At 51.5% G+C, this 25,102-nt stretch carries 23 protein-coding genes; 19 read left to right on the top strand and 4 right to left on the bottom strand.

Annotated elements, in window-relative coordinates:
• Position 1 precedes the first annotated feature (1 nt).
• The 8 genes from TH63_RS10040 to TH63_RS10005 all read left to right on the top strand — a co-directional run bounded on the left by TH63_RS10040 (position 2) and on the right by TH63_RS10005 (position 9,107).
• Positions 2–220 (top strand): DUF350 domain-containing protein, encoded by a 219-nt coding sequence (locus TH63_RS10040; protein WP_048920834.1) that lies wholly within the window; start codon positions 2–4, stop codon positions 218–220.
• A gap of 12 nt (positions 221–232) precedes the next feature.
• Positions 233–1,744 carry a polyamine aminopropyltransferase gene (locus TH63_RS10035; RefSeq protein ID WP_048920833.1) on the top strand — a complete coding sequence of 504 codons (1,512 nt, stop codon included), beginning with the start codon at positions 233–235 and terminating at the stop codon, positions 1,742–1,744.
• Positions 1,745–3,370: an FAD-dependent oxidoreductase gene (locus TH63_RS10030; protein ID WP_048920832.1), complete on the top strand. Its 1,626-nt coding sequence runs from the start codon at positions 1,745–1,747 to the stop codon at positions 3,368–3,370.
• 2 nt (positions 3,371–3,372) lie between these two features.
• Entirely contained in the window at positions 3,373–4,452 is a 1,080-nt protein-coding gene (locus tag TH63_RS10025) for a hypothetical protein (RefSeq protein WP_048920831.1), read from the top strand.
• A gap of 52 nt (positions 4,453–4,504) precedes the next feature.
• Positions 4,505–5,188, top strand: a complete 684-nt coding sequence (locus tag TH63_RS10020) for a response regulator (RefSeq protein WP_048920830.1) — start codon at positions 4,505–4,507, stop codon at positions 5,186–5,188.
• Positions 5,185–6,570: a HAMP domain-containing sensor histidine kinase gene (locus TH63_RS10015; protein ID WP_048920829.1), complete on the top strand. Its 1,386-nt coding sequence runs from the start codon at positions 5,185–5,187 to the stop codon at positions 6,568–6,570. The genes TH63_RS10020 and TH63_RS10015 overlap by 4 nt, the downstream gene beginning before the upstream one ends.
• A gap of 299 nt (positions 6,571–6,869) precedes the next feature.
• Positions 6,870–8,429, top strand: a complete 1,560-nt coding sequence (locus tag TH63_RS10010) for a SulP family inorganic anion transporter (protein WP_156180519.1) — start codon at positions 6,870–6,872, stop codon at positions 8,427–8,429.
• An 18-nt stretch (positions 8,430–8,447) separates the two neighbouring features.
• Positions 8,448–9,107 (top strand): carbonic anhydrase, encoded by a 660-nt coding sequence (locus TH63_RS10005; protein ID WP_231583578.1) that lies wholly within the window; start codon positions 8,448–8,450, stop codon positions 9,105–9,107.
• A gap of 104 nt (positions 9,108–9,211) precedes the next feature.
• On the opposite strand, the gene TH63_RS10000 is transcribed toward TH63_RS10005, so the two are convergent.
• The gene (locus TH63_RS10000; protein WP_156180517.1) at positions 9,212–10,513 is read right to left on the bottom strand and encodes a hypothetical protein; all 1,302 of its coding nucleotides are present in this window, start codon (positions 10,511–10,513) and stop codon (positions 9,212–9,214) included.
• Between the two features lie 312 nt (positions 10,514–10,825).
• Here TH63_RS10000 and TH63_RS09995 point away from each other — a divergent pair, with 312 nt between their 5' ends.
• The 3 genes from TH63_RS09995 (at position 10,826) to TH63_RS09985 (ending at position 14,790) form a co-directional block, all read left to right on the top strand.
• Positions 10,826–13,300, top strand: coding sequence for a type IA DNA topoisomerase (locus TH63_RS09995; protein WP_048920826.1), 2,475 nt, complete (start codon positions 10,826–10,828; stop codon positions 13,298–13,300).
• A 412-nt stretch (positions 13,301–13,712) separates the two neighbouring features.
• A complete protein-coding gene (locus TH63_RS09990) occupies positions 13,713–13,937 on the top strand; it encodes a DUF2905 domain-containing protein (RefSeq protein WP_048920825.1) in 225 nt (74 codons plus the stop codon).
• Positions 13,938–14,025: 88 nt separating this feature from the next.
• Positions 14,026–14,790 (top strand): YdcF family protein, encoded by a 765-nt coding sequence (locus TH63_RS09985; RefSeq protein WP_048920824.1) that lies wholly within the window; start codon positions 14,026–14,028, stop codon positions 14,788–14,790.
• Here TH63_RS09985 and TH63_RS09980 read toward each other — a convergent pair.
• Positions 14,781–16,160 carry an NAD-dependent succinate-semialdehyde dehydrogenase gene (locus tag TH63_RS09980; protein ID WP_197088667.1) on the bottom strand — a complete coding sequence of 460 codons (1,380 nt, stop codon included), beginning with the start codon at positions 16,158–16,160 and terminating at the stop codon, positions 14,781–14,783. The two genes, TH63_RS09985 and TH63_RS09980, sit on opposite strands and share 10 nt — an antisense overlap.
• Before the next feature lie 222 nt (positions 16,161–16,382).
• Here TH63_RS09980 and TH63_RS09975 point away from each other — a divergent pair, with 222 nt between their 5' ends.
• The 8 genes from TH63_RS09975 to TH63_RS09940 all read left to right on the top strand — a co-directional run bounded on the left by TH63_RS09975 (position 16,383) and on the right by TH63_RS09940 (position 22,111).
• Positions 16,383–16,928, top strand: coding sequence for an RNA polymerase sigma factor (locus TH63_RS09975; RefSeq protein WP_076606636.1), 546 nt, complete (start codon positions 16,383–16,385; stop codon positions 16,926–16,928).
• 2 nt (positions 16,929–16,930) lie between these two features.
• On the top strand, positions 16,931–17,761 hold the full coding sequence (locus TH63_RS09970) for an anti-sigma factor (protein WP_048920822.1): 831 nt from the start codon (positions 16,931–16,933) through the stop codon (positions 17,759–17,761).
• Between the two features lie 126 nt (positions 17,762–17,887).
• Positions 17,888–18,223: an arsenosugar biosynthesis-associated peroxidase-like protein gene (locus TH63_RS09965; RefSeq protein WP_048920821.1), complete on the top strand. Its 336-nt coding sequence runs from the start codon at positions 17,888–17,890 to the stop codon at positions 18,221–18,223.
• A gap of 118 nt (positions 18,224–18,341) precedes the next feature.
• On the top strand, positions 18,342–19,397 hold the full coding sequence (arsS, locus tag TH63_RS09960) for an arsenosugar biosynthesis radical SAM (seleno)protein ArsS (RefSeq protein WP_048920820.1): 1,056 nt from the start codon (positions 18,342–18,344) through the stop codon (positions 19,395–19,397).
• The gene (locus tag TH63_RS09955; protein WP_053093778.1) at positions 19,394–19,927 is read left to right on the top strand and encodes a rhodanese-like domain-containing protein; all 534 of its coding nucleotides are present in this window, start codon (positions 19,394–19,396) and stop codon (positions 19,925–19,927) included. Before arsS ends, TH63_RS09955 begins: the two co-directional genes overlap by 4 nt.
• Positions 19,920–20,534 (top strand): TIGR04282 family arsenosugar biosynthesis glycosyltransferase, encoded by a 615-nt coding sequence (locus tag TH63_RS19825; RefSeq protein WP_053093777.1) that lies wholly within the window; start codon positions 19,920–19,922, stop codon positions 20,532–20,534. The genes TH63_RS09955 and TH63_RS19825 overlap by 8 nt, the downstream gene beginning before the upstream one ends.
• Complete coding sequence (locus tag TH63_RS09945; RefSeq protein WP_048920819.1) at positions 20,535–21,221, top strand: TIGR04283 family arsenosugar biosynthesis glycosyltransferase; 687 nt, start codon at positions 20,535–20,537, stop codon at positions 21,219–21,221.
• Between the two features lie 191 nt (positions 21,222–21,412).
• Complete coding sequence (locus TH63_RS09940) at positions 21,413–22,111, top strand: DUF2461 domain-containing protein (protein ID WP_048920818.1); 699 nt, start codon at positions 21,413–21,415, stop codon at positions 22,109–22,111.
• Positions 22,112–22,269: 158 nt separating this feature from the next.
• On the opposite strand, the gene TH63_RS09935 is transcribed toward TH63_RS09940, so the two are convergent.
• The gene (locus TH63_RS09935; protein ID WP_048920817.1) at positions 22,270–23,640 is read right to left on the bottom strand and encodes a hypothetical protein; all 1,371 of its coding nucleotides are present in this window, start codon (positions 23,638–23,640) and stop codon (positions 22,270–22,272) included.
• The gene (locus TH63_RS09930; protein ID WP_048920816.1) at positions 23,637–25,097 is read right to left on the bottom strand and encodes a cellulose synthase family protein; all 1,461 of its coding nucleotides are present in this window, start codon (positions 25,095–25,097) and stop codon (positions 23,637–23,639) included. Before TH63_RS09930 ends, TH63_RS09935 begins: the two co-directional genes overlap by 4 nt.
• Between the last annotated feature and the right edge of the window lie 5 nt (positions 25,098–25,102).

Here is a 25,102-nt window from a genome sequence, read left to right as displayed (position 1 = left end):
TATGGAATCACTCATCAACTACAAGCTGGTTTCGGCATCCTTGCTTTATTCCTTTATAGGGATCGCTATTCTGTTTTTCACGTTTTGGCTGCTGGAGAAGGTAACCCCAGAAAACCTTTGGAAGGAGATTCTGGAGAAACAAAACATGGCGCTGGCCACCATCTTTGCGGCCTTCATTATTGCCATTGCCATTATCATTGGCGCATCTGTACACGGTTAAGCCCAGCGTTACATGCGAATAAGCGTACAGGCCCTCCTGCTTTTTTCAGTGTTTGTGGTGGCTACCTGCGGGTTGGTATATGAGTTGGTGGCGGGTACGTTGGCCAGTTATCTTTTAGGAGATTCTGTCACGCAATTCTCCACCATTATTGGGCTGTACCTGTTCTCTATGGGTATTGGGAGTTACCTCTCCCGGTTCTTCAACAAGAACCTGATTGCGTGGTTTATCCAGATAGAAGTGCTGGTAGCATTGGTGGGCGGTTTCAGCTCTACCATCCTGTTTCTGCTGTTTGACCGGGTGGCCTCTTTCCAGATGGTGCTTTACCTACTGGTGTCCCTTACGGGAATTCTGGTAGGCCTGGAGATTCCGTTAATCATGCGTATTCTGGAAGACCGGTTTGAGTTCAAGGAACTGGTGTCCAAAATTTTCACCTTTGACTACATAGGGGCCCTGCTGGCGTCTGTGATCTTCCCTTTGGTATTGGTGCCGCATCTGGGCCTGCTCCGGACTTCCTATTTCTTTGGGTTGCTTAATGCGGGCGTGGCCCTTTGGTTATGTTTCTACTTTACAAAAGAGCTTAGGGGCATTTATTATCTACGCGCTTCCTGCGCGGCGGCCATCCTTTCTTTAGTGGCCGGTTTTATCATGAGTGACAGAATTCTAGCGTTCACAGAAAGCCTTTCTTACGCAGATAAGATCATTTATTCTGTTCAGTCACCGTACCAAAAGATTGTGCTCACGAAAAATGACCAAGGGTTCAGGCTGTTTCTGAACGGAAACCTTCAGTTTAGCAGCGCTGATGAATACCGCTATCATGAGGCCTTGGTTCACCCGGGGTTAAACTCGGTTGCCAGCCCTAAAAAGGTACTGGTAATGGGTGGGGGAGATGGTTTGGCGGTCCGTGAAATTTTGCGCTACCCCAGCATAGAAAAAGTGGTATTGGTAGACTTAGATAAAGCCGTCACGGAGCTTTTTTCTAGCCATGAGGTTTTAAAGAACCTGAACCAGCAGGCCCTGCTGTCTAAAAAGGTAACGGTCATTAACACAGATGCCTTTCAATGGCTCAAGAACAACAAGGAGCAGTTTGATTTTGTAGTGATTGACTTCCCAGACCCTGCCAATTATGCCATTGGAAAGCTTTACACCAATACCTTCTACAAAGTATTGCGCCAGGCCATAGCACCCGATGGGGCGGCCGTGATTCAAGCCACTTCCCCGTTCGTGGCCCCCAATGCTTACTGGTGTGTGGTGAATACCTTGACCAGTTGCGGCTTTGCTACACTGCCGTACCACGCCCATGTTCCTTCCTTTGGGGATTGGGGATTTGTGCTGGCCTCTCCGGAACAAAAGGTGCAAGTGAAAGGGCAGTTTCTGGCGCAGCTAAAGTTTCTGGACGGCCCTACCTTTGAACAGATGCGCACCTTTCCCAAAGACATGCCCGCCCGTGAAACCGAAATCAATAAGTTGAACAACCAGGCCCTGGTCCGTTATTTTGAAGACGAATGGGCCACTTACATAAACTAAATGCGGGAACGGGAAGAGCGGAGAAGGTTTTTGAAGAAAAGTGCCCTGGCAATTGGAGCACTGGCACTGGCTGGTCCTTCGCTGGTGAGTTGTGTAGCAGAAACTAAAAAGGCTCCTGCCGGTCGCCTGTTCGGCCCTTCTTTCAAAGCGGGTCATTTGCTAAGAACGGGCATTACCACCCTACCGTCTATCACTGAAGAAGTAGACATAGTGGTGATTGGGGGAGGCATCTCGGGTTTGTCGGCGGCCCGGTGGCTAAGAAAAAACGGTGCTACCCAAGTCTGTTTGCTAGAATTGGAAGACAGAACTGGCGGCAACAGCCAATCAGGGAAAAACGAACATAGCGCTTTCCCCTGGGGAGCCCATTATTTGCCCTTGCCCAATAATAACAACCAGGACCTTCTAGATTTTCTGGCGGAAGCCAAGGTAATTACCGGCTTTGATGAGTCAGGGCTGCCGGTGTACAATGAGTACCATCTCAATTTTGACCCTGAGGAACGTCTTTTTATCAATGGCTTTTGGCAAGAGGGGTTAATACCTACCTGGGGAGTGCCTCCGGCGGATTTAAAACAGATAGAATGGTTCGTGGCGCTTATGGATGAAATGAAGAAAGCAAAGGGAGCGGATGGTCGCTATGCTTTTGACATCCCTCTGGATAATTCTTCCACAGATGCCAGCTTCCGGAACCTGGATGCCCTGACCATGCAGGAGTGGATGGTCCAGCAAAACTTTACCTCTCTCTACTTACGCTGGTATGTGGAATATTGCTGCCTAGACGATTTCGGGGCTACCTTAGAGCAGACCTCCGCCTGGGCGGGTATCCATTATTTTGCCGGCCGTAAAGCAAAAGCAGCCAACTCAGATGCTGACCGGGTTCTAACCTGGCCTGAAGGAAACCATTGGCTTGCGGAAAGGCTCCGTGAACAGGCTGGTCCAGATATAAGGACAGGGTCTTTGGTGTACTATGTAGGGTTCTCCCACGGAAAAGTCATTATAGATTACCTCAACCTGCACAACGACCAAACCAAGCGCTTGATCGCGCAGAAATGTGTCATGGCCACTCCGCAATTTGTGAGGGAGAAACTTCTGAAAGACTTGCTCCAGGTTTCACCAACAGGTAATAAGAAGCCCTTTGCCTATGCGCCCTGGGTAGTGGCCAACCTTACGGTAAAGCAAGTACCCCAAGGGAAAGGAACGGCCCTAAGCTGGGATAATGTGATTTACGGTAGCCAGTCATTGGGGTATGTGAATGCCCAGCAGCAAAGCGTAGAAGGGTTCCCCAAAAAACAGGTGATTACCTTTTATTTACCCTTGCCAGATTCCTCCGCTGCAGGCCGGCAGGCAGTCTTTATGAAGAAGCAGGACCAATGGGCAGAGCAAGTACTCCAGGAACTAGAGAAAGCGCACCCAACGATCAGGGAAGAGGTAGAGGAGCTAAACGTGTGGGTGTGGGGCCACGGAATGATAAAACCGGTACCAGGCTTCCTTTGGGGAGAGGACCGCAAGAAAGAAGGAGCGCTACTGGAAGGGAAGATTGCCTTTGCGCACTCAGACCTGAGCGGGATTTCAATTTTTGAAGAGGCCTTTTACCAAGGCATCAAAGCGGCCCAACAACTTTTGTCTTAAATATGCATCCATCAAAACAGCCATGGCTTCATTCTGCCTGGATAGACACTGTCTTTATCCTGTCACCGCCTTTCCTGTGTTTGCTGGCCATTGTTCTTTTCCCTGATTTTTTCCAGCAGCATGTGCACAACCTCCCGGTTCCTGCCTGGGTCCTGCTCATTCTCTTAATTGATGTGGGGCATGTATACAGCACCTTGTTCAGGACCTATCTGGAAAAGGAAACCCTGGCACAAAGGAGGCAATTGTTGGTGTGGGCGCCGTTTGGCGCCTGGGTAGGCGGCATGCTACTATACGCGCTGGGTGGAGGCATCTTCTGGAGGGTGTTGGCGTACCTGGCAGTGTTTCATTTTATCAGGCAGCAATACGGATTTATGCGCCTTTATTCAAGGAAGGAGAAACGGCCGGCCTGGGAACGTCACCTGGATACTTTCTGCATCTACGCGGCTACTTTGCTGCCTTTATTATTATGGCACGTGGAGGGAGAGCGGAATTTCAATTGGTTTATTGACCGTGATTTTGTGTACCTGTCTTTCCCGGCGGTTGCTCCCTTCATTACGGCTTTTAACGGGCTGGTTTTTGGGGTGTACCTGCTAAAGGAAGGTTGGGTGTTATACCAAACAAGAACCTTAAACGTACCCCGTAATCTGGTTATCATAGGCACATTCCTGGCTTGGTACATTGGTATAGTTTATTACAACGGAGACCTTATTTTTACCTCCTTCAATGTGATCTCGCACGGAATCCCGTACCTGGCCCTGGTCTGGATTTATGGACACAAGCGCCAAACAAAGGCCAGTTTGGAAGGAAAGCCTGCCTGGCATGACCGGTGGTCCCTGGGTTTGGTGGGGATTGGTTTTTTTGTAGGCCTGGTGGTCGCCTTGGCGTATATTGAGGAGGGCTTGTGGGACGCTTTGGTCTGGAGGGACCATCCGCAGGTGTTTACCTTCTTCCAAATGCTACCGCAGGTAGAGGATAAGTTACTGCTATCTATTTTGGTACCGCTCCTGGCCCTTCCTCAGATGACCCATTACATCCTGGATGGTTTTATCTGGAAATCTTCGGGCAGCCCGCTCAAAACATAAGCCCCTGAGCTTTGCTCCTGTTATTTCCTGTTCCTGTTGCTAACTTAGCCCCATGAAAATACTCCTCATTGAAGACGAACCCAAAGTAAGCGCTTTCATTAAGAAAGGGCTGGAGGAGCAGATGCATGAGGTGGAGCAGGCCTATGACGGGTTCTATGGCGCCAAGCTGGCCACCGAGAACGAATATGACCTGGTGATCCTGGACGTGATTCTGCCCCGCATGAACGGGGTGGAGGTGTGTAAGATCATCCGGCAGCAAAACCTTACCTTGCCTATTCTTATGCTTACCGCCCTGGGCAGCACCGATGATAAGATCCTGGGTCTGGACTCGGGGGCAGATGATTACCTGGTGAAGCCGTTCGAGTTTCAGGAACTGCTGGCCCGCATCAGGGCGCTTACCCGGCGGTCACAGGAAAGCGTGGGCACTGAGGTGCTGAAGATTGCCGACCTGGAGCTGGACGTGCAGAAGAAGACCGTGCACCGCGGCGGCGTTCCTATTTCTTTGACGGCCCGTGAGTTTGCCCTGCTGCAGTACCTGTTGCGCAACAAAGAACGCGTGGTCTCCCGGGTAGATATTATTGAGCAGGTCTGGGAAACCTCTTTTGACACCGGCAGCAACGTGATTGACGTGTACATCAATTTCTTGCGCAAGAAGATTGACAAAGACTTTAACCCCAAGCTCATTCATACCCTGGTGGGCATGGGCTATGTGCTAAAGGAAATGGAAGAGAAATGAAGATAAAGACCCGGCTTACCCTGCAGTTTACGGTCATCTTTACGGTGATCCTGCTTTTCTTTTCCTTGTCAGTGTATTACTTCAGTTCGCTGTACCGCAAGACAGATTACTACGGCCGGATTCTGAACCGGGCCTATGCCACGGCGCATTACGTGCTTGACGCCGATACGGTAAACCCCCAGCAGCATGCTCTGGACCAACGCCTCTACTATCAGATGCTGCCCCGCGAGGTGGTAAGCGTCTATACCCAGGAAGGCAAGTTGGTGTTCAGCGAGGGCGATGATAGGGTAGACCTCACCCCTGCTTTGTTGGAGAACCTGCGGGAAAAGGGCCAGGTTCGCCTGGAGCAAGGAGACCGGCAACTGGTGGGCATTAAGTACCTGCACCGGAAAGAATATTTTTATGTGCTGGCCTCTTCCATTGACCTCTACAACCTCAACAAGCTGCAGCACTTGCGCACCCTGCTTATCACAGGCTTTGTGGTTGCTGTCATTATTGTGGTGTTGAGCGGAATGGCATTCTCCAGGGCGGCGTTGCGTCCCTTTTTGAAGGTGGTGTCTGAGGTGGAAAAAATAAAAGCCTCTGATCTGCACCGGCGCCTGTCGCAGGCTGAGGGAACCGATGAGGTGGCGCACCTGGCCCAGACCTTCAACAGTCTGCTGGACCGTCTGGAAACCGCCTTTGAGGCGCAGCGCACCTTTGTTTCCAGCGCCTCACATGAGCTGCGCACGCCCCTTACGGCCATGATTGGAGAGCTGCAGGTGGCCCTAATGAAACAACGCCCGGCCGAGGAATACGAACGGGTATTACACTCCATTCTGGACGATGCCCGCTTATTAACCCAACTTTCCAACGGGCTGTTGCAGATGGTGCAGGCTAGCTCAGATTCCTCCAAGATCCAGATGACAGAGCTGCGCATGGACGAGCTGGTGTGGCAAGCCTGCGCCGAGGCCCGCAAACGCCAACCCGGCATGGTGCTGGACGTGGAGTTCACTAACCTGCCCGAAGACGAAAAAGAACTGATTATCCAGGGCAATGAAGCCTTGCTGCTGATTGCCACCGTGAACGTGCTGGAAAACGCGGCCAAGTTCTCCGGCGAAAAACCGTCAATTTCGGCCTCCATTGAGGTGCTGCCGCAATCTCTGGTGTTCAGGGTCCGGGACCAGGGCATTGGCATGGGGCCTGATGATGTGAGCAAGGTGTTTGTGCCGTTTTTCAGGGCAGAGAACGTGCGCGAGATCTCCGGGCACGGGATAGGCCTGCCCTTGGCCGAGAAAATCATCCATTCGCATAAAGGCACCATTGCCGTGCATTCCCAGCTCAACCAGGGAACCGAAGTCACCATCACTTTGCCCAAGCTCTACAAAACCTATAAGGTGTAAATCTGTCTATGGAGTTAGGGCCATTTCCGTTTTGAGCATGTTTTCCTGAAAACAGGCTCAAAACGGAAATTACCTGTACAGCCATTCCAGGTAAGCAATTTTATTTTCTGTGTGAGCTGATCATGCCTTTTACATTATGGTTTCCTTTCAAGCAATTCTTCAATAAACTTTCAATTTTAATCGAATTTTAATCTGGTTTTAATACCGTCTTAATGGCGCGCCTGCACCTTTGTGAAAACTTAGAACAGTTGGCTCATCTTTTAACCAATAACTGGTTTTCATAAGGAAAGAACGTGCATATGAGAGAAAAAGGATTATTTAATACAGTAGGAAAAGACCTTTCAGCGGGGTTGGTGGTGTTTCTGGTAGCATTGCCTCTTTGCCTTGGTATTTCGCTGGCTTCTGGGGCGCCCCTATTTTCCGGGCTTATTGCCGGTATTATTGGCGGCCTGGTGGTTTCATGGCTGAGTGGTTCCCAGCTGAGCGTGAGCGGGCCTGCAGCGGGCCTTACCGTTATTGTCTTGAACGGCATTACCACCCTGGGTGCCTTTGATTCCTTTTTGCTCGCCGTAGTGATTGCAGGCGCTATTCAGGTGATTTTGGGTTACCTGAAGGCCGGGATCATCGGGCTTTATTTCCCTTCCTCGGTGATCAAAGGGATGTTGGCGGCCATTGGTCTTATCTTGATCCTGAAACAGATCCCGCATTTCCTGGGGGCCGATGAAGACTTCCTGGGTGACCTTAATTTCCTGCAGTCTGATGGCCGTAATACATTCTCTGAGATTGGGTATGCCTTCAGCCGTTTCCAGATAGGGTCCCTGATTGTAGGGGTGGTTTCGCTATTTATCATGATTTTATGGGAGCGCCCGTTTATCCAACGGATTAAAGCCCTGAAACTGGTACCGGGCGCCTTGATTGCCGTTCTGGTAGCCGTTGGCCTGAATCTGTTGTTCCAGGGCAGTTACCCGGCGCTGGCCATTGCTTCTACCCACCTGGTACAGTTGCCTGATATCTCGGGCCCGGCCTCCTTATTGGCCGAGCTGCGGTTCCCAGACTGGTCAGCTATTTCTAACCCGGAGGTGTATGTGCTGGCCTTTACCCTGGCCATTGTGGCTAGCCTTGAGAGTTTACTGAGCGTAGAAGCGGTAGATAAGCTAGACCCGCACAAACGTCGCACCCCCACCAACCGCGAGCTGAAAGCCCAGGGGGTGGGTAACATGTTAAGCGGTTTGATTGGCGGTATTCCGCTTACGGCGGTAATTGTCCGTTCCTCGGCTAACGTGAATGCTGGTGGTGAGTCTAAACTGGCCTCTTTCTTCCATGGTATTTTCCTGCTGCTAAGCGTATTGTTTTTAACCACGGTCTTAAGGCTGGTGCCTTTGGCGGCGTTGGCGGCGGTCTTGTTAATGGTAGGGTTTAAGCTTACCAAGCCAATGCTTTACAAAACCCAGTGGAAATTAGGCCTTGATCAGTTCCTTCCCTTCATCATTACCATTATAGCCATTCTCTTCACTGACCTTCTGAAAGGTATCTCCATTGGTCTGGTGGTTGGCGTGTTCTACATCCTGAAAGCGAACTACAAATCGCCGTACTTCTACAAGAAGGTGAAAGACGGAGACCAGGAGAAAATCCATATCAAGCTGAGCGAGAACGTGACGTTTTTGAACAAGGCCAGCGTGGCGCTCACCCTGGACCATTTACCAGAGAACAGCGAGGTTCTCATTGACGGCTCGCAGTCTACCTACATAGATTATGATGTGCTGGAGGCAATCCAGAATTTTAAGACAGTCGCCCATGAACGTGATATCCGGTTAACTCTTCGCGATATCCCTTCAGTGGTTTCTACCAACGGACATTAACCTTAACTTTAAAATAATATGGCACCTATAGATCAAACGCAGATGGCGCACCCAGACATGCAACGCATTTTTGAAGGCAACCGCAAGTGGGTGGAGCAAAAAAACGAATCTGACCCTGGTTTCTTTGAGCGCTCCTCCAAAGGCCAGGCGCCCAAGTATTTATTTATCGGCTGCTCAGACAGCCGCGTACCGGCCAATGAGATTGCCGGCACAGAGCCCGGCGAGATGTTTGTACACCGCAACATTGCCAATATGGTGGTGCACACAGACGTGAACCTGCTGTCTGTGTTGCAATATGCCGTAGAGGTACTTAAGGTGAAACATATCATGGTGGTTGGTCACTACGGTTGTGGGGGAGTAGCCGCCGCCATTAGTGACAAGCAGTTTGGTATGATTGACAACTGGCTTACCAATATCAAAGACGTGATCAGGCTTCATGAAAGTGAATTCAACATGATCAATGATGAGCAGAAAAGATTCAGGAGATTGGTTGAGCTAAACGTGATAGAGCAGGTGATCAACCTTTCCAAAACGTCTATTATCCAGAATGCCATGAGATACGAAGAGCCCCCGCAATTGCATGGCTTGGTGTATGACCTGCATGACGGTATCCTGCATAACCTCAATGTGCAGACCAACCTCATAAAACGGTTTGAGCACATTTACGGCATGCAATAAACCTCACATCACCCTTTAGTTTAGTTTTATTAGTTTTAGTTTAGTTTAAAAAAAGAAAGCCCCACCATTTTGGTGGGGCTTTCTTTTTTTAAACCCTGGAAGGATTACCAACCTGCGTTGTTAGATCCTGATCCATAGTTATAGGGAGGGCTGCCCGCCGAAGAACTTCTGCGGGTGTTGCCGTATTCGTCGCGGTCTTCATCGTCGCCGGCAATGCTGTTCCAGGCGTCTTTGATGCCGTGCCCTATTCTTTCAAAAAAGCCTTCGTCCTCACGGTCACGGTTCTCGTTTTCCCGGTTATAGCTGTACCTATCCTCATCATGGATGCTGCTCATGCTGCCGCGGCCCATGTTGGATGGATGCGCATAATCATCTGAGTAACGGTTCTCATTGGCGTTGCCGTGGCTGAAACGGGCGTGATCGCGGTCATCCTCGTTCATCCAGTTGCTTCCGCCCCGGTAGCTGCTTTGGTTGTGAGTACCATACATGTTGGAGGTGCCTCCGCTATGACGGTCACGGTCCCAGGCATTAGACGTGCCGCTTCTTCCAGTGTCATGGCTCATGCCATATCCTCCGGAACCACCTCTGGAAGACTGTCCGTAGGAAGAGCCGGAACCAGATCCATACTGGGAACCGCTTTGGCCATAAGACCCGCCGTAGTTAGAAGAGCCGCTAGACTGTCCGCCACGTGAGCTTCCGTAGCTGGAAGAGCCATAGCCTGATCCTGAACCACGGTAGTCGTTAGAGCCGCCATAGTTGCCGTAGGCGCTGCCTCTGTCCATGGCACCCCCTTGTGGGTTCATGCCAGAAGAAGATCCGGCGTAGCCGGAACGGGCGCCACCGTAAGTACCTATGTTAGAAGAAGGGGTAGAGCCGGCACCGCTGGAGTAGCTGCCCTGGCCATAGCCATATGAATGTTCAGAGCTGCTCCGGGGAGAGCCGTAACTGCTAGATGATCCTGACCCGTAAGAGCCATAACCTCCCTGGTTCATGCTGCCCTGGCCTCGCATAGAAGAGCCTGAGCCCATGGAAGAACCAGAGCCGTAAGAAGAGCCTCCCATATTGGAAGAGCCACCTCTGTTTTGCATGGAGTGGCCGCTCCAGCCGCTGGTGCTGCCTTGCTGGCCTCCCATGCTGGATCTGTTTTGGTCTTGTGATCTATATGGGTCTTGGTTGCCTGAGCGATATTGGTTACCGCCGTAGTTGGAAGTGTGGCTGCTATAAGGGCTTTCGGTTCTGTCTCCAGAGTTGCCGCGGTTGCCGCTGCCCCCGTAAGGCTGATAATCTTTGTTGCCATACCCTTCGGTACGGTTGCCCATGCTACCCCACTCGCTACGATTGGTGTTCTCGTGTCCAGAGCGGTACGTATTGAAATTATCGTACCCTGAATTCTCGTGATTTCTCATAGTTGTTTTTTAGTTAAGGTGAATGATGGATTATGTAGATGCCACCAAAGGCACCGGTTAGTTTATACGAGCCCCTTTTGGCTTGGTTAAGTCTAAAATCCATTTAAAGAAAAAGAGGGCGCGCGGTTAGTGAGTGTGATAAGAAGGGTAATTGTTTGATAATGAAATGGTAATGGAAACCGGTGGAGTAGTGGATAATTTTTAAAATATTAGTAATCTCCTATATCTGGTAAGGCCGCCCTTTGTTAGTGTTAGCGGCCGGAATTGCGTATCTTTGTCTTCTGTTTTTGACCTGATTTTCCCAAAATAGCCTTGAAACTCTGCATCGCCGAAAAACCTAGTGTAGCCCGAGAAATCGCCCATGTGATTGGCGCAAAAACCAAGCGCGACGGCTACTTTGAGGGCAACGGGTACCAGGTGACCTGGACCTTTGGGCACTTCTGTCAACTCTGCGAACCAGATGACTACAACCCCAACTGGAAACGCTGGTACCTCCCTGATTTACCTTTGCTGCCCGAGCGGTTTGACATTAAACTGATTGGCAACAAGGGGGTGGAGCAGCAGTTTAAGATCATTCAGAAACTGCTGGACGAAGCCGACGAAGTGATCAACTGCGGGGATGCCGGGCAGGAAGGAGAAGTGATTCAGCGCTGGGTTTTGCACCAGGCCAAATACCGCAAACCGTTCAAGCGCCTTTGGATTTCGTCGCTCACCGAAGACGCCATTCGGCAGGGGTTCCAGCACCTGCGCGAGGGCAAGGAGTTTGACCAGTTGTACCAGGCCGGCAAAAGCCGCGCTATAGGCGATTGGCTGCTGGGCATTAACGCCACGCGCCTGTTCACTATGAAATATGCGCAGGGCCGGCAACTGCTTTCTTTGGGCCGCGTGCAGACGCCTACCCTGGCCATGATCGTGCACCGCCACCTGGAGATCATGAACTTCAAGTCCGAGCCTTTCTGGGAGCTGAAGACCGTGTACCGCGACGTGACGTTCAGCAGCACCTCGGGACGGTTCAAAGACGAAGCAAAGGCTATGGCCATTTTGGAGCAGATCAAACCCTCTGAGTTTGAGGTGAAGGATGTGGAAACCAAGAAAGGCACCGAGAGCTCGCCCCGCCTTTTTGACCTTACCTCCCTGCAGATTGAGTGCAACAACAAGTTTGGCCTGTCTGCAGATGAGACTCTTAAAACAGTGCAGAGCCTTTATGAGAAAAAGGTAGTGAGTTACCCTAGGGTAGACACCACCTTTTTACCCGACGACCAATACCCCAAAATCCCGGGCATCTTGAGCGGACTGCACAATTACCAGCATCTCACCCAGGAACTGCTGGGCAAGAAAATCAGGAAATCGGCAAAAGTCTTTAATAATAACAAGGTAACCGATCACCACGCCATCATCCCCACCGGGTCAGATGCCCGCGGGCTGTATGGCACCGAGGCCAAGGTCTTTGACGTGATAGCCAAACGGTTTATTGCCGCCTTTTACCCCGACTGTATTGTGAGCAACACCGTGGTGAACGGTGAGGCGGCGCAGCACGCATTCAGGGCCAAGGGAAAGCAGATTCTGGACCCAGGCTGGCGCGTGGTCTACGGGCCGGAAGAACCTCTGTCCGCCACCCCAAAACCTGCTGCCAAACCCACTGCCGAAGGCGAGGAAAAAGAAGAGGAAGTGTTGGCCGTGTTACCCCATTTTGAGGCCGGCGAGCGCGGTCCTCATGAACCGCTGCTGGAACGCAAAGCTACCAGTCCGCCCAAGGATTACACGGAGGCCACCTTGCTGCGCTCCATGGAGACTGCCGGCAAGCAGGTAGAGGATGATGAACTGAAAGAGGCCCTCAAGGAAAACGGTATCGGTCGGCCTTCCACGCGCGCGGCCATCATTGAAACGCTGTTCAAACGCAATTACATCCGTAAGGAAAAAAAGAAAATCCTGCCTACCCAGACCGGCATTGACCTGATTCAGGTCATCCGGAACCCGACGCTAAAATCAGCGGAAATGACGGGGCAGTGGGAAAAGAAACTTCGGCAGATTGAGGCTGGCGAGTTTGCGAGTGAAGAGTTCCTGCACGAGCTCAAGCAACTGGTGTGGGAAATGGTGCAGGAGGTAAAACAGGACACCAACCGGGTGACCATTCAGCCTACCGAGGCTGCCGCCAAACCCGCGGAAAAGGAGCCGGCCAAAAAAGCGGAAAAACCCAAAAAAGAAATCAAAAACGAACCTGCTTCGGCGGACGGAGCCTTAGGAAACTGCCCTGCCTGCGGCACCGGAAAGATCCTGAAAGGCAGCCAGGCTTACGGCTGCGCGCGGTTCAGGGAAGGCTGTCAATTCCGGTTACCTATGTCCTTTAAAGGAAAGCCCCTTACCGAGAAACAGGTACAAGCGCTATTAAAGAAAGGCAAAACCTCGGTGGTGAAAGGCCTGGTGGATGAAGCCACCGGCGAAAAGTTTGACGGCGCTTTGGCGTTATCAGCCACCCATGAACTGCAGGCGGAGAAAGCCGAAGCGAAGGAGAAGAAACCAGTGGTGTTGATCTGCCCCAAATGCAGCCAGGGCCAGATGCTCAAAGGCAAGACCGCATACGGGTGCAGCCGCTTTAGAGAAGGTTGCCAATTCATGGTGCCCTTTGAGATACACGGGAAGGCTTTATCGGAAACCAACATTCAGGCCTTGATCCTGAAAGGTAAAACGCCCAAGATCAAAGGCTTCACCTCACCTAAAACCGGCAACAAGTTTGAAGCCGCTTTAAAGTTGAATGAGGAGTATAAAGTGGTGTACCTTTTTGATTAAGTAGTGCCGAGATTAAGCATAAAATTAATTTTAATGGCGGAAGCGTCCGGTTGTACTGAACCCTTTATTAATTGGAGAGAGTTAGGGAATTGTCTTCTCTGCATGGCAAATGTGAAATGCCGCAGAAGATCCAGACTCTCCCCTTGAGGGGAGCGCAGAAGGGTGTTTACATTCTTAGATGCACGTATTACTGATAATTCCCTGAAACAATGGAAATGCAGAATCTGATAAAGCTTATTTGCAAAATCCGCTCTCCTGTGTAAACACCCCTTTAACTCCCCTCAAGGGGAGAGTCTGTGGTGAACGAGCGCTGTTAAGGATTTTTGAGGCTGCTGATGATTAAGAAAAAAGGAATTAATTGTTAATCCCTGAGTTTAACTAGTTTTAAAAAACTAACCTTACTTTCCCTTTCATGCAACCCCTCGGTAAATATCTGGTGATTATCGGCGCAGCCATTGTTGTGATTGGATTAGTGGTATGGCTGGCCGGGCCCAGGTTAGATTGGTTTGGCCGCCTGCCCGGCGACATAAGGGTGGAAAAGCCGGGCTTCCGGTTTTACGCGCCGCTCACGTCCATGCTGCTGGTGAGTTTGTTGCTGAGTTTGGTGCTTTGGGTCATCCGGCGTTTCTTTGGGTAACCTTTCCGTAAAAAGTTTTTTTCGTAAGAAATTCTGCAGGTACCAGAGGAGACTAGGTGCCGGACCAAGATGTTTTTATTAAGTTGATATGTTCTTTCTGCTTTCCAAGCTGCTGCAATACCTGGCTTCCCCGTTACTCTGGATTATCGCGTTTTTCGTTTTGGGGCTGTTTTTCAGAAAACAGCCCCAAAAGAGAATTTTCATCGCCCTTGGTATTGGCTTGTTGCTTTTCTTTACCAATCCGTTCCTGATCAATGAAGCCTTACTAGCTTGGGAGCCGGAGCCGGTGCTCATGAAAGACGTGCCCGCGTATGATGCCGCCATTGTGCTTACGGGGGTGACGGAGGTCAACAAATCGCCGCATGACCGGGTGCATTACCGTGAGGGGTCTGAGCGTATTCTGGATGCTATTCAACTCTACAAAATGGGGAAGGTGCAGAAAATCATCATCACCGGCGGGTCTGGCGCGTTGAAACAGGTAGCCAGAACAGAAGCCAGTAACCTACAGCAGACTGCGTTATATGCAGGGGTGCCCGCCCAAGATATTCTGCTGGAAGAGCGCAGCCGTAATACCCGCGAGAACGCTACGTACACCAAAGAACTCCTCCAGCAGCATCCTGAGCTAAAAAAATTATTGCTCGTCACCTCTGCCTTTCACATGCGCCGCGCCCAGGGCTGCTTTGAAAAGGTGGGCCTGGCGTTTAGTACGTTTCCCGCCGATTTCCATACCCACGACCGTTCCTTTCACCTGGATGATTTTGTGATTCCTGACCCCGAATCCCTCTGGAAATGGTCACACCTCATTCATGAATGGGTGGGCTACATTACCTACAAACTGCTGGGTTACGCCTGAGGCTCGCTCACCCAGATGGTCTTCTGGTTCAAAAATTCCCTGATGCCCAAATAAGACAACTCGCGGCCGTAGCCGGATTTTTTCACGCCCCCAAAGGGAAGGGCCGGGTCTGAGGCCACGATAGCGTTCACAAAAACAGCGCCGGCCTCTACTTTTCTGGCCAGCTCCTGCCCCCGCTGGATGTCATTGGTCCAGATGGAACCTCCCAGACCAAAGGGAGAATCATTGGCAATCCGGACGGCGTCTTCGGCATCTTTGGCCACAAACACCAGTGCCACAGGCCCGAAGAACTCTTCTTCATAAGCCGGGTTGCCGGGCTTTATTTCGGTGAGAATAGCCGGGTGAAACAGGGCTTTGTCATGGTCGGGCTGGCCGCCTTTAAGGTACAGTTTGGCGCCAGCCTTTACTGAGCGTTTCACCTGCTCGGTAAGTTCCTGGGCCAGGTCCACGCGGGCCAGCGGGCCATAGTCTATGTCTTCGTCCTCCAGGGGATTGCCCGTGCGCAGTTTTTGCAGGTTTTGGGAAAAAGAGGCCAGAAATGCCTCGGCAATGGGCTCTTCCAGGATAAAGCGTTTGGCGGCAATGCAGCTTTGGCCGGAATTGATGAGCCGCGCCTGAGCCGCCTTCTGGGCCACAGATTCTACGTCTGCATCGGCTAAGACAATAAACGCATCAGAGCCGCCCAATTCCAATACTGTCTTTTTGATTTCCTGCCCGGCCACAGAGGCCACCTTGGCGCCGGCGGCCTCGCTGCCCGTCAGGGTCACGGCTTTCACGCGTTCGTCTTTGATAATTTGCTCCACGTCCTTAGAGTCTATTAATAAAGACTGAAAGCAACCCAAAGGAAAGCCGGCTTTTTGAAATACTTCCTGAATGGCTAAAGAGCAGAGGGGTACGTTGGAGGCATGTTTGAGCAAGCCTACGTTTCCGGCCATGAGGGCAGGGGCGGCAAACCGGAATACCTGCCAGAACGGGAAGTTCCAGGGCATGACCGCCAGCACCGGCCCCAGCGGCTCAAACGAGATGAAGCTGCGCAGGGCCCCGGTGGGGATTAGTTCATCTTTCAGGAATTCCTGGGCGTGGTGGGCGTAGTAGTGGCAGACCTTGGCGCATTTCTGTATCTCGCCTTTGGACTGCTTCAGGGGCTTACCCATTTCCAGGGAGATGATGCGAGCGTAGTGCTCTGTATTTCCCGCCAGTTCATCGCCGGCCTTTTGCATGAGGGCGCTGCGTTCCTCAAAGGAAGTGGCGCGCCATGTTTCAAAGGTGGAAGCCGCATTCTGGAGCATAGCCTCTATTTCTTGGGCCGTGGCCGGCTCAAAGGTTTTCTCTACTTTGTTGGTATAGGGGTTTAGCGTTTGGATAGGCATTTTAAATTGGTTTTTTATTTATGATTACTTTAGGCCTGGCTGGTAACAAGAGGGTGTTCTTTCCGTAGTAATACGCAGTTTGTCTACAAACAATGCCGTTTCTTCTTTAAACATTCTCATCTTTGCCATGTTGTTTGAAAATGTAAGGCATGACTTGTTTCTAGCCCCTGCTTAGTCTACACCGTCAACCCCCTCACTGGTTGGCATAACGCTTTATATTTGTTGGATACAACTTTACACAATTCATCTGAAGAAGCGCTGGTAGCCCAGCTTAGGGCCCAGGACCAGCGGGCCATTACGCTTCTTTATAGAAACTATTCTGCTGCCTTATACGGCGTAATCCTGCGCATTGTCAAGCAGGAAGAAGTGGCCGAAGACGTTTTACAGGAGAGCTTCGTGAAGATCTGGTCTGCTTTTCCTACCTATGATGAGCAAAAGGGCAGGCTATTTACCTGGATGCTCAATATCTCCCGAAATCTGGCCATTGACAAAATCCGCTCAAAGCAATATCGCGTAAGTTCCAGAACACAACCCATGGAAAACACGGTCACCTCGCACATGGTAAGTGCAGATGGGATCAGACCAGACCATATAGGTATCCAGGAAATGACGGAACATTTAAGCCCAGATCAAAAAGTAATCATAGATTTGATGTACTTTAACGGCTATACCCAAAGTGAGGTGGCAGATGAATTGCAAATACCCCTGGGCACCGTGAAAACCCGGGCCCGCAATGCCATCAAGTTTTTGAGCAAATTAATTAAATAGAGTTGAATACACAGGAGTATATTGATTCAGGAGTACTGGAACTGTACGCAGCCGGTGGACTCACCCATCAGGAAAGCCGGGAGGTGGAGGACATGGCCGCGCGGTACCCAGAAGTGCGCATCGCCCTGGAAGATTGCCTGCGGTCTATGGAGGCCTATGCCTTGATCCATGCCCAGGCGCCACGGCCTGAATTAGAAGAAAGAATCATACAACATATACGCTCAGTAGCTGGGCCGTCAACCGAACCTGTTTCTGCTGAAGAGGCCAACGTGGTGCCTATGGTGACCCCTGAAGCGGAAGAAACCTCTCTCAAACGGTGGTGGCAGATTGCAGCCGTCATCTTATTGGTGATCAGTGCCGCGGCCAACGTGTACCTGTACAACAACCTGCGCACAACCCGTAGTGAACTGGCCAGTACCCGCCAATCGGTGCGGCAATATGCCCTGCAGGTAAACCAGCTGGAGCAACGCAGTCTGCAGTCTGAAAACCAACTGGGCATGCTGCGTAACCCGCAAACCATGGCCGTGCAACTGAAAGGCGTACCCAAACACACAGACGCCCAGGCCCGGGTGTACTGGAACCAGGAAACCAAAGAAGTCTACATGGACCCCTCCAGTTTGCCAGCGGCCCCGGCCGGAAAACAATACCAGCTCTGGGCTTTAGCTAAAGGGAAACCAATAGATGCCGGACTGGTAAAATCTGTTGACTCTACCTTGCAACGCATGAAACAAGTGCAGGAGGCCCAGGCCTTCGCGGTGACCCTGGAACCCGAAGGCGGCAGCGTGAACCCCACCATGGAGGAGATGTATGTGATGGGCAACGCCAGCCTGTAACTCTGGTAAAGAACTCCTTTTCTACTTCTCTTGTTTCTGTTTCAGGGCCGTTTTCACCAAAACGGCCCTGAAACAGAAAAGGCGTTTGCCTCTTTCTTCACTTGAATCTTTCTACCCGTACCTATTATGGAGAAGTCCTATTATGATCCCAAAGATTTAGCCAAGTTTGGGAATATTGCCGAATTCCAGCCGTTGCTGGCCTCCAAGTTTTTTGACTATTACGGCGAGGTCTTCAAAGAAGGGGCCCTCACCGAACGGGAAAAAGCCCTAATCGCCCTGGCCGTGGCCCACGCCGTGCAATGCCCTTACTGCATTGACGCTTACACCACCGGCTCCCTGGAGAAAGGTGCCGATGAAGCCCAGATGATGGAAGCCATCCACGTAGCCGCCGCTATCAAAGGGGGTGCCGCCCTGGTGCACGGCGTGCAGATGATGAACAAAGTCAAAGAAGTGATGATGTAAGGTTAATGTGCTAATTGGGTAATGTGCTGATGTGCTAATTTTAAAATTCAGCATATTATTCAAATAGCACAATACCCAATTAGCACATCAGCACATTACCCAATTAGCACATTAATTAATGAAATCTTTAGCCGCGCAACATAGTTTACTGGCAGATGCTGCTTTCCAGCTGGACGTGCTTTCGCAGCCGCTTCCGCAGGGCAGGGTTTTTCCGGCGTTTGGGCAGCGGCTACAGGAGAACGGGTTATTGCCGCTAAAGCCCAGCCAAATCTCCATTCTGCAGATCAATCTGGGTAAGATGTGCAACCAGGTCTGCAAGCACTGCCACGTAGACGCCGGGCCAGACCGAAAGGAAATCATGACCCGCGAAACCATGCAGCTTTGCCTGGATGCCCTGGCCGAAAGCACCATTCAGGTGGTGGATTTAACCGGCGGCGCCCCCGAGATGAACCCGCATTTCAGGTGGTTTGTAGAGGAGTTGTCCAAGCTGGGCCGTCAGGTGATTGTACGGTGCAACCTGACCATTATCCTGGCCAACAAAAAATACCATGACCTGCCGGAGTTCTTTAAGCTGCACGGCGTGCAGGTGGTGTCCTCTTTGCCTTATTTCACGGCCTCTCGCACAGACGCGCAACGCGGCGAAGGTGTGTTTGAGAAATCCATCAAGGCCCTGCAGATGCTCAATGCCGTTGGCTACGGGCAGGAGGGAAGCGGGCTCATTTTAGACCTGGTCTATAACCCAGCGGGTGCGTTTCTGCCCAGCAGCCAACAGTCCTTAGAGGCTGAATTCAAACGCCGGCTGCAGCAAGGCTACCAAATTGTTTTCAATAACCTGTTTGCCATCACCAACCTCCCCATCAGCCGCTACCTGGACTACCTAATTACCTCGGGCAATTATGAAGGCTACATGGAAAAACTGGTCAATGCCTTTAACCCTGCGGCGGCGGCCAATGTCATGTGCCGCAACACGGTGTCGGTAGGCTGGGAAGGCTCTCTATACGACTGTGACTTCAACCAGATGCTGGACTTGCCGGTAGCTGCTACTGCTCCACGCCATATCCGGGATTTTGATTTGGCCAGCCTTTCTGAGAGAGCCATTGTCATTAACCAACACTGTTACGGTTGTACCGCAGGCGCGGGGTCTAGCTGTGGGGGAGAAACCGTGAACCCATGAGAAATCCACTCGCTCTTTTCTGCTCCTTCCTGGTAAGCCTGCCTTTGCTATTAACAGGCAGTACCTCGGCGCAGGAACCCAAGACCAGCCATGCGTACGCGCTCATGCTGGCTTCCATGTACAAAAACACCGTTCCCACCTTGTCACCCGCGGCCCTTTCTGAGAAGCTGAAGGCCAAGCCTGAGGAGGTGGTGTTGCTTGATAGTCGGTCACCCAAAGAGTATAAAGTCAGTCATTTGAAAGGGGCCAGGTTTATCAACTATGATGCCTTGAAAGACCGTGACCTGCAGGCGCTCCCTAAAGACAAAACGCTGGTGGTGTACTGCAGCGTTGGATACCGAAGCGAGCGGGTAGGGGAACGGTTGAAAGCCATGGGCTTTAAGAATGTTTACAATCTGTACGGCGGCATTTTTGAATGGGTAAACCAGGGTCAGCCTATTGTCAACGCCCAGGGACCTACCCAAAAAGTACACGCCTATTCCAAAGCCTGGGGCATTTGGCTTAACAAAGGAGAGAAAGTCTATGAATAAGCGGTTGCTGCTGGTCTTCGCCCGCACGCCTCAACTGGGGAAAGTGAAAACCCGCCTGGCCCGCACCCTGGGGGAGCATCAGGCCTTGCAAATCTACAAGCAATTACTACACCTAACCCACGCCGCCGCCGCCCCGGTAAAAGCTACCAAATGGATTTGCTACTCTGATGAAGTGCCGGCCGAAGCAGATATCTGGTCTGCCGGGAGCTTTCTGCCACAAGAACAACCTCAGGTTCCAGACCTGGGTTACCGCATGCACAGCTTGTTTGCCAAAGGGTTAGTGGAAGGATTTTCGCCTGTGGTAATCATAGGGAGCGATTGCCCGGACATTTCGCCTGAAATCATAGAAGAAGCGTTCCGACAGTTGGAGACCCATGATGTGGTCCTCGGCCCAGCCCAGGATGGCGGGTATTACTTGCTGGGGTTAAATTTCCTGGTGCCTGAGCTGTTCACATCCATTCCTTGGAGCACGGCAGAAGTATTGCCGGCTACCCTGCAAGCCGCCTCTAATCTGCATCTGAAAGTAGCTCAACTGCAGGTGCTAGCGGATGTGGATGAAGCCGAAGATCTGCAGCAGTGGCCGCTTTTGTTGCATCCTGTTGCTTAAATGAAAATAAGCGTCATTATACCTGCCCTCAATGAGGAGAACCTGATTGGTTCCTTGGTGACGCACCTCTTCCAGAATTCGGCGGGGCATCTGCAGGAAATCATTTTGGTGGACGGCGGAAGCCAGGATAACACTGTTTACCAGGCCCAAAAAGCGGGCGCAAAGGTTATTAGGTGCGTACCCCCGGGAAGGGCCCGCCAAATGAACGCCGGGGCCACCGCTGCCACCGGTCAGATCCTCCACTTCATTCACGCTGATTCCTGGCCTCCCGCCGGATTTGACGCCGACATTCTAAAGTCCGTAACAGCGGGTAAGCGGTGCGGCTGCTTCAGAAGCCGATTCCAAACCAAGAGCAGGTTCCTGCTTATAAATTCCTATTTCACCCGCTTTCCGGGTCTGTTATTCAGGGGCGGCGGGCAAACGCTTTTTGTGGAACGCAGCCTTTTTGAAGGGGTAAACGGGTTTGATGAAGGCCTGCAGGTAATGGAAGAGTATGAACTGATCAGGCGTCTAAGCCGGCAAAGCGTATTTGAGGTGGTACCCAAAGAAGTGCAGGTTTCGGCGCGCCGATATGAGCAAAACGGAGCGCTGCGGCTGCAAATGGCTTATGGACTGGTCATGCTACTGTTCTTTCTGGGCGCCTCGCAGCAACGGCTGGTGAAGGTATACAAAGCCTTGATCACCTAAATTTCGTTTTAAGCCTGTTCTCCTGAAAACGTGCTTAAAACGCTTACTGTCTCTTATGTATAGCCTATTGCCAGAAAGGGGCATGGAAGTGCTCGCTGCTAATCCTTAAGCCTGTTTTCCCAGAAGACAAAGAACTTACTTGCAAGCAGGCTTGTTGTTTTTTCGGCATAAAGCCAACCACTAAAGACCGCATGAAAAAATTCCTAGACCAATCTACCTTAGATTTCGTCCGTGACTTGCGCCAGAACAACCAGCGGGAATGGTTTGAACAGAACCGCTCCCGGTATGAGGCCGCGCGTCAGGATTTCGTTTCTTTCTTAACTACTTTACTTCAAGGCGCCGCCGCCTTTGAACCAGCCTTAGAGGGCCAGCAGCCCAAAGATCTTATGTTCCGGATTTACCGTGACGTGAGGTTCTCAAATGACAAACGCCCCTATAAGGACCACATCTGCGCCTACATGGCCGATGGCGGTCGCAAGACCATTAACCCCGGTTTCTATCTGCACATCAGCCCTAACGACGGGTCTTTTCTGGCAGGTGGCGTCTGGATGCCCCCAGCCCCTGAACTGAAAGCCATCCGGCAGGAGATTGACTACAATTATGAGGAGCTGAAGGCCTTAGTAAACGACCCGGCCTTCAAAAAATACTACGGCGGCATTAGCGGCGATAAACTGAAGACCACGCCCAAGGGCTATGACAGTGAGAACCCGGCCATTGACTTGCTTCGCCATAAAAGCTGGAACGTCACCTATATGCTCACTGATGAAGTAGTGACCAGCGACCGTCTCTATGACGAATGCCTGGCCGCCATGAAAGCCGTAAAACCCCTCAACGACTTTTTCCTGAGACCCATGAAGGAGTTAAAAGAGCTGAAAGCCGAAGAAATTTAATTCCTGTTTTAGGGCTGTTTAAGCCAAAACAGCCCTAAAACTTAAAAAGAAAAAGCGTCTCCCTTTAACAAGGGAGACGCTTTTTCTTTTTAAGTAAAGGAGTCAGGTTATAAATTAATAATGGGGAAAACAGGCAGTAGAAACCGAATAAATCTAAATTAAATGGAAGTGGTAGCCTTCGTGTCAATAGCCAATTGAGTTTTCTGGCTTTTCCATATTTCCCAAACCATGAACCCCAGGATAATGGCATATTCCAAAGCTATTAACCACAAATTTTCCTTATACGCCGCATTCTGGTACGCGGCATAAGAAAGCACAGCTGCCCCAGACCACACCATGGGGTAACGATAACGGGTGCAAGTACCAAGCGCCACTAACGTACTGATATACCAAGGGTGGACAATAGTGGCCAACAGCAAATACAAGGTGAAGAGCGCCAATGAACAGAAAAGCAACCACTTCCAATCTTGTCGCTCCCGCTGGTAAAAAAAACCCAGCCATAGCGCGCCCAATAAAGTAAGAAAAGACAAAGCGGGCCCAATGAAGGCAATCAGATTGAACCCAGCGGCCCAGCTTCCCAAAGCACGCAGGAGATAGTAAACGCTGGCGTTGAACTCGAATTTCTGGAAGTAGAGGTTCAGGCTGGAGCCAAAGTGCAAGAGCAGGTCTTTGCTTAGGAAAGGCGAGAATAGCAGTCCCAGCATCAATGCTACCAGCAGGCCAAACCCAATGGCCCGGCGCCAACCCAAAAACCTGGGTAATAGCGGAAGCAGCAGCAACGGTACTAACTTACTCCCCACCGACAACCCGAAGAGTACCGCGGCCAACTTCCACTGGTTGGAAACCAATACATAAAGCGCCGCTGCTAGAAAGAAAATCATCACTGCCTCAAAGTGCAGATTGCCGGTGAGTTCCAGAATAATAGCCGGGTTCAAGGCGTACCACAAGGCCTGCCGGGCGGGGAGTTTCAGTTTATCCAGCAGTTTAGGTAATAACCACAAAGTCCCTACCTCCGCCAGCAAAAGGCACAGCCGCATGATAATAAGGCTGGAAAACGTGGACTTAGCCCACCAGGTACTGAACCAGAAGATTGCTTGGGCCACCGGCGGGTACACGCTGTAGTAGTGCGAAGAATTAAGGCCTTTGTAGAGGTCAGATGACAGTCCGGCTGGCAACGGTTGACCACTTTCCATCCAGGTGCTAGGCAGGCTTAGAAAGGGATTGAGACCGTTATGCAGTAAATGCCCGTCCCAGAGAAACCGGAAATAGTCATCTGAGAAAGCCGGGGTGGCGAAAAGCAAAACCAGACGCAAGAAAACGGCCAATGTCAGCCCTTGCTTTAAAGTTAGTTTTGACCTGTTTTGCAGAAAATAGGCTAGAAACGCCAGCGCAAACCAAGCCAGCAGCTCAGCAAAATGAGAGCGAGGCGTGAGGTAGCCCAAACGGTAAATGGCCGCCACCGAAACTCCCAGGGAACCATAGAGCAGCCAGTTTGGCGTAGCAAAAGGAATAGCAAACCGGTACTTCATGACCGGTGACGCAGGGAATAGAAAAAGACTAACCCGAAGCCCAGCAACAGCATAAGGTGATAGGGAAGAAACCCGTAATCTTCCCGTGAAATGCCCAGGTAGAGGCCCAGCAGAAAGTAGCCACATAAGAACCCTTCGGCCCAAAGAAGCGGCGACAGTTGCGGGAGCCTATAACGGTTCTGCCGCCAGTTGCGCTGGGTAGCTGTAAGGTTGAATTTTGGGGTGCGCACGAAAGGGGTTTTGCGGCCCGCGTAGCCTTCCAGCACGGCCACGGTGTTATGCAACGACAAACCCAGCGACATGGTGATGAAGAGGAAAAAACGCGGCAGAAACGTGATGGCTTTTCCAGCCTCAGGTTGTAGCCGCCGCTCCGAGGTCCAATAGAAGAAGGCCAGGATCACAAAGCTAGCTTTGAAGACAGACGAGTAGGCTAACACCCTAGACAGTTCCGGGAAATGGGGTTTTACCAGCAATACCGGCACGCTCAAAAGCGCCGCCAGTAACACGGCCACAAATACGCTGCTGTTGAGCAGATGGAAGAAAGCCAGCCATTTGGTGGTGAGTGGTTTACCAGAGGTAAGTACGTGTAGTAAATGTTTACGCGCGGTCTCGGCGGCGCCTTTGGTCCAGCGGTACTGTTGTGATTGGAGGGCGGGCATGGTCACGGGAAGCTCGGCGGGGACGGCAATGTCTTCGACGTATACAAACTCCCAACCCCGCAGCTGCGCCCGGTAACTCAGATCCAGGTCCTCGGTGAGGGTGTCATGGTGCCAACCGCCGGCATCCAGAATGGTTTGTTTGCGCCAAATCCCTGCCGTACCGTTGAAGTTTATAAAATGGTGGCCGCTGTTGCGGGCGCCCTGCTCCACGGTGAAATGCGCGTCCAGCCCAAGAGCCTGTAACTGGGTCAAAAGCGAGTAATTGCGGTTCAGGTGCCCCCAGCGGGCCTGCACCACGCCAATGCGGTCATGGGTAAAGTAGGGCAGGGCCTTCTGCAGGAAATCAGGCTCCGGCAGGAAATCGGCGTCAAAGATGACAATGAACTCTCCGGTGGAAAGAGGCAAGGCATGTTCCAGGGCGCCCGCCTTGTACCCGGTGCGCTGCTCCCGCCTGATCTGCGCAATGTTCAGGCCTTGGGCCTGCAATTTCTCCACTTCATGGGCCACCACCTGCACCGTCTCATCCGTGGAATCATCCAGCACCAGAATCTGGAGTTTCTCCCGGGGGTAGTCCAGTCGGGCAATGTTCTCCAGCAGGCGCTCGGCTACATATAATTCATTGTAGAGAGGCAATTGCACCGTTACGGCAGGATAAACGGATAATGGCGGAGGAAGCTTCTGATGAGCCTTAAAATACCGATATAGAAGGGTGAGGTGCAGCTGGGCCAGGCTATAGAGGAAAAGGAACACCAGACAACCCCCGTAAAGCACCAGCAGCGATATTTCCAGACCCCTCATGCGGC

Origin of the sequence: Rufibacter radiotolerans, assembly GCF_001078055.1 — a bacterium.
Lineage (GTDB): Bacteria > Bacteroidota > Bacteroidia > Cytophagales > Hymenobacteraceae > Nibribacter > Nibribacter radiotolerans.
This window is presented reverse-complemented; position numbering and strand designations above follow the sequence as displayed.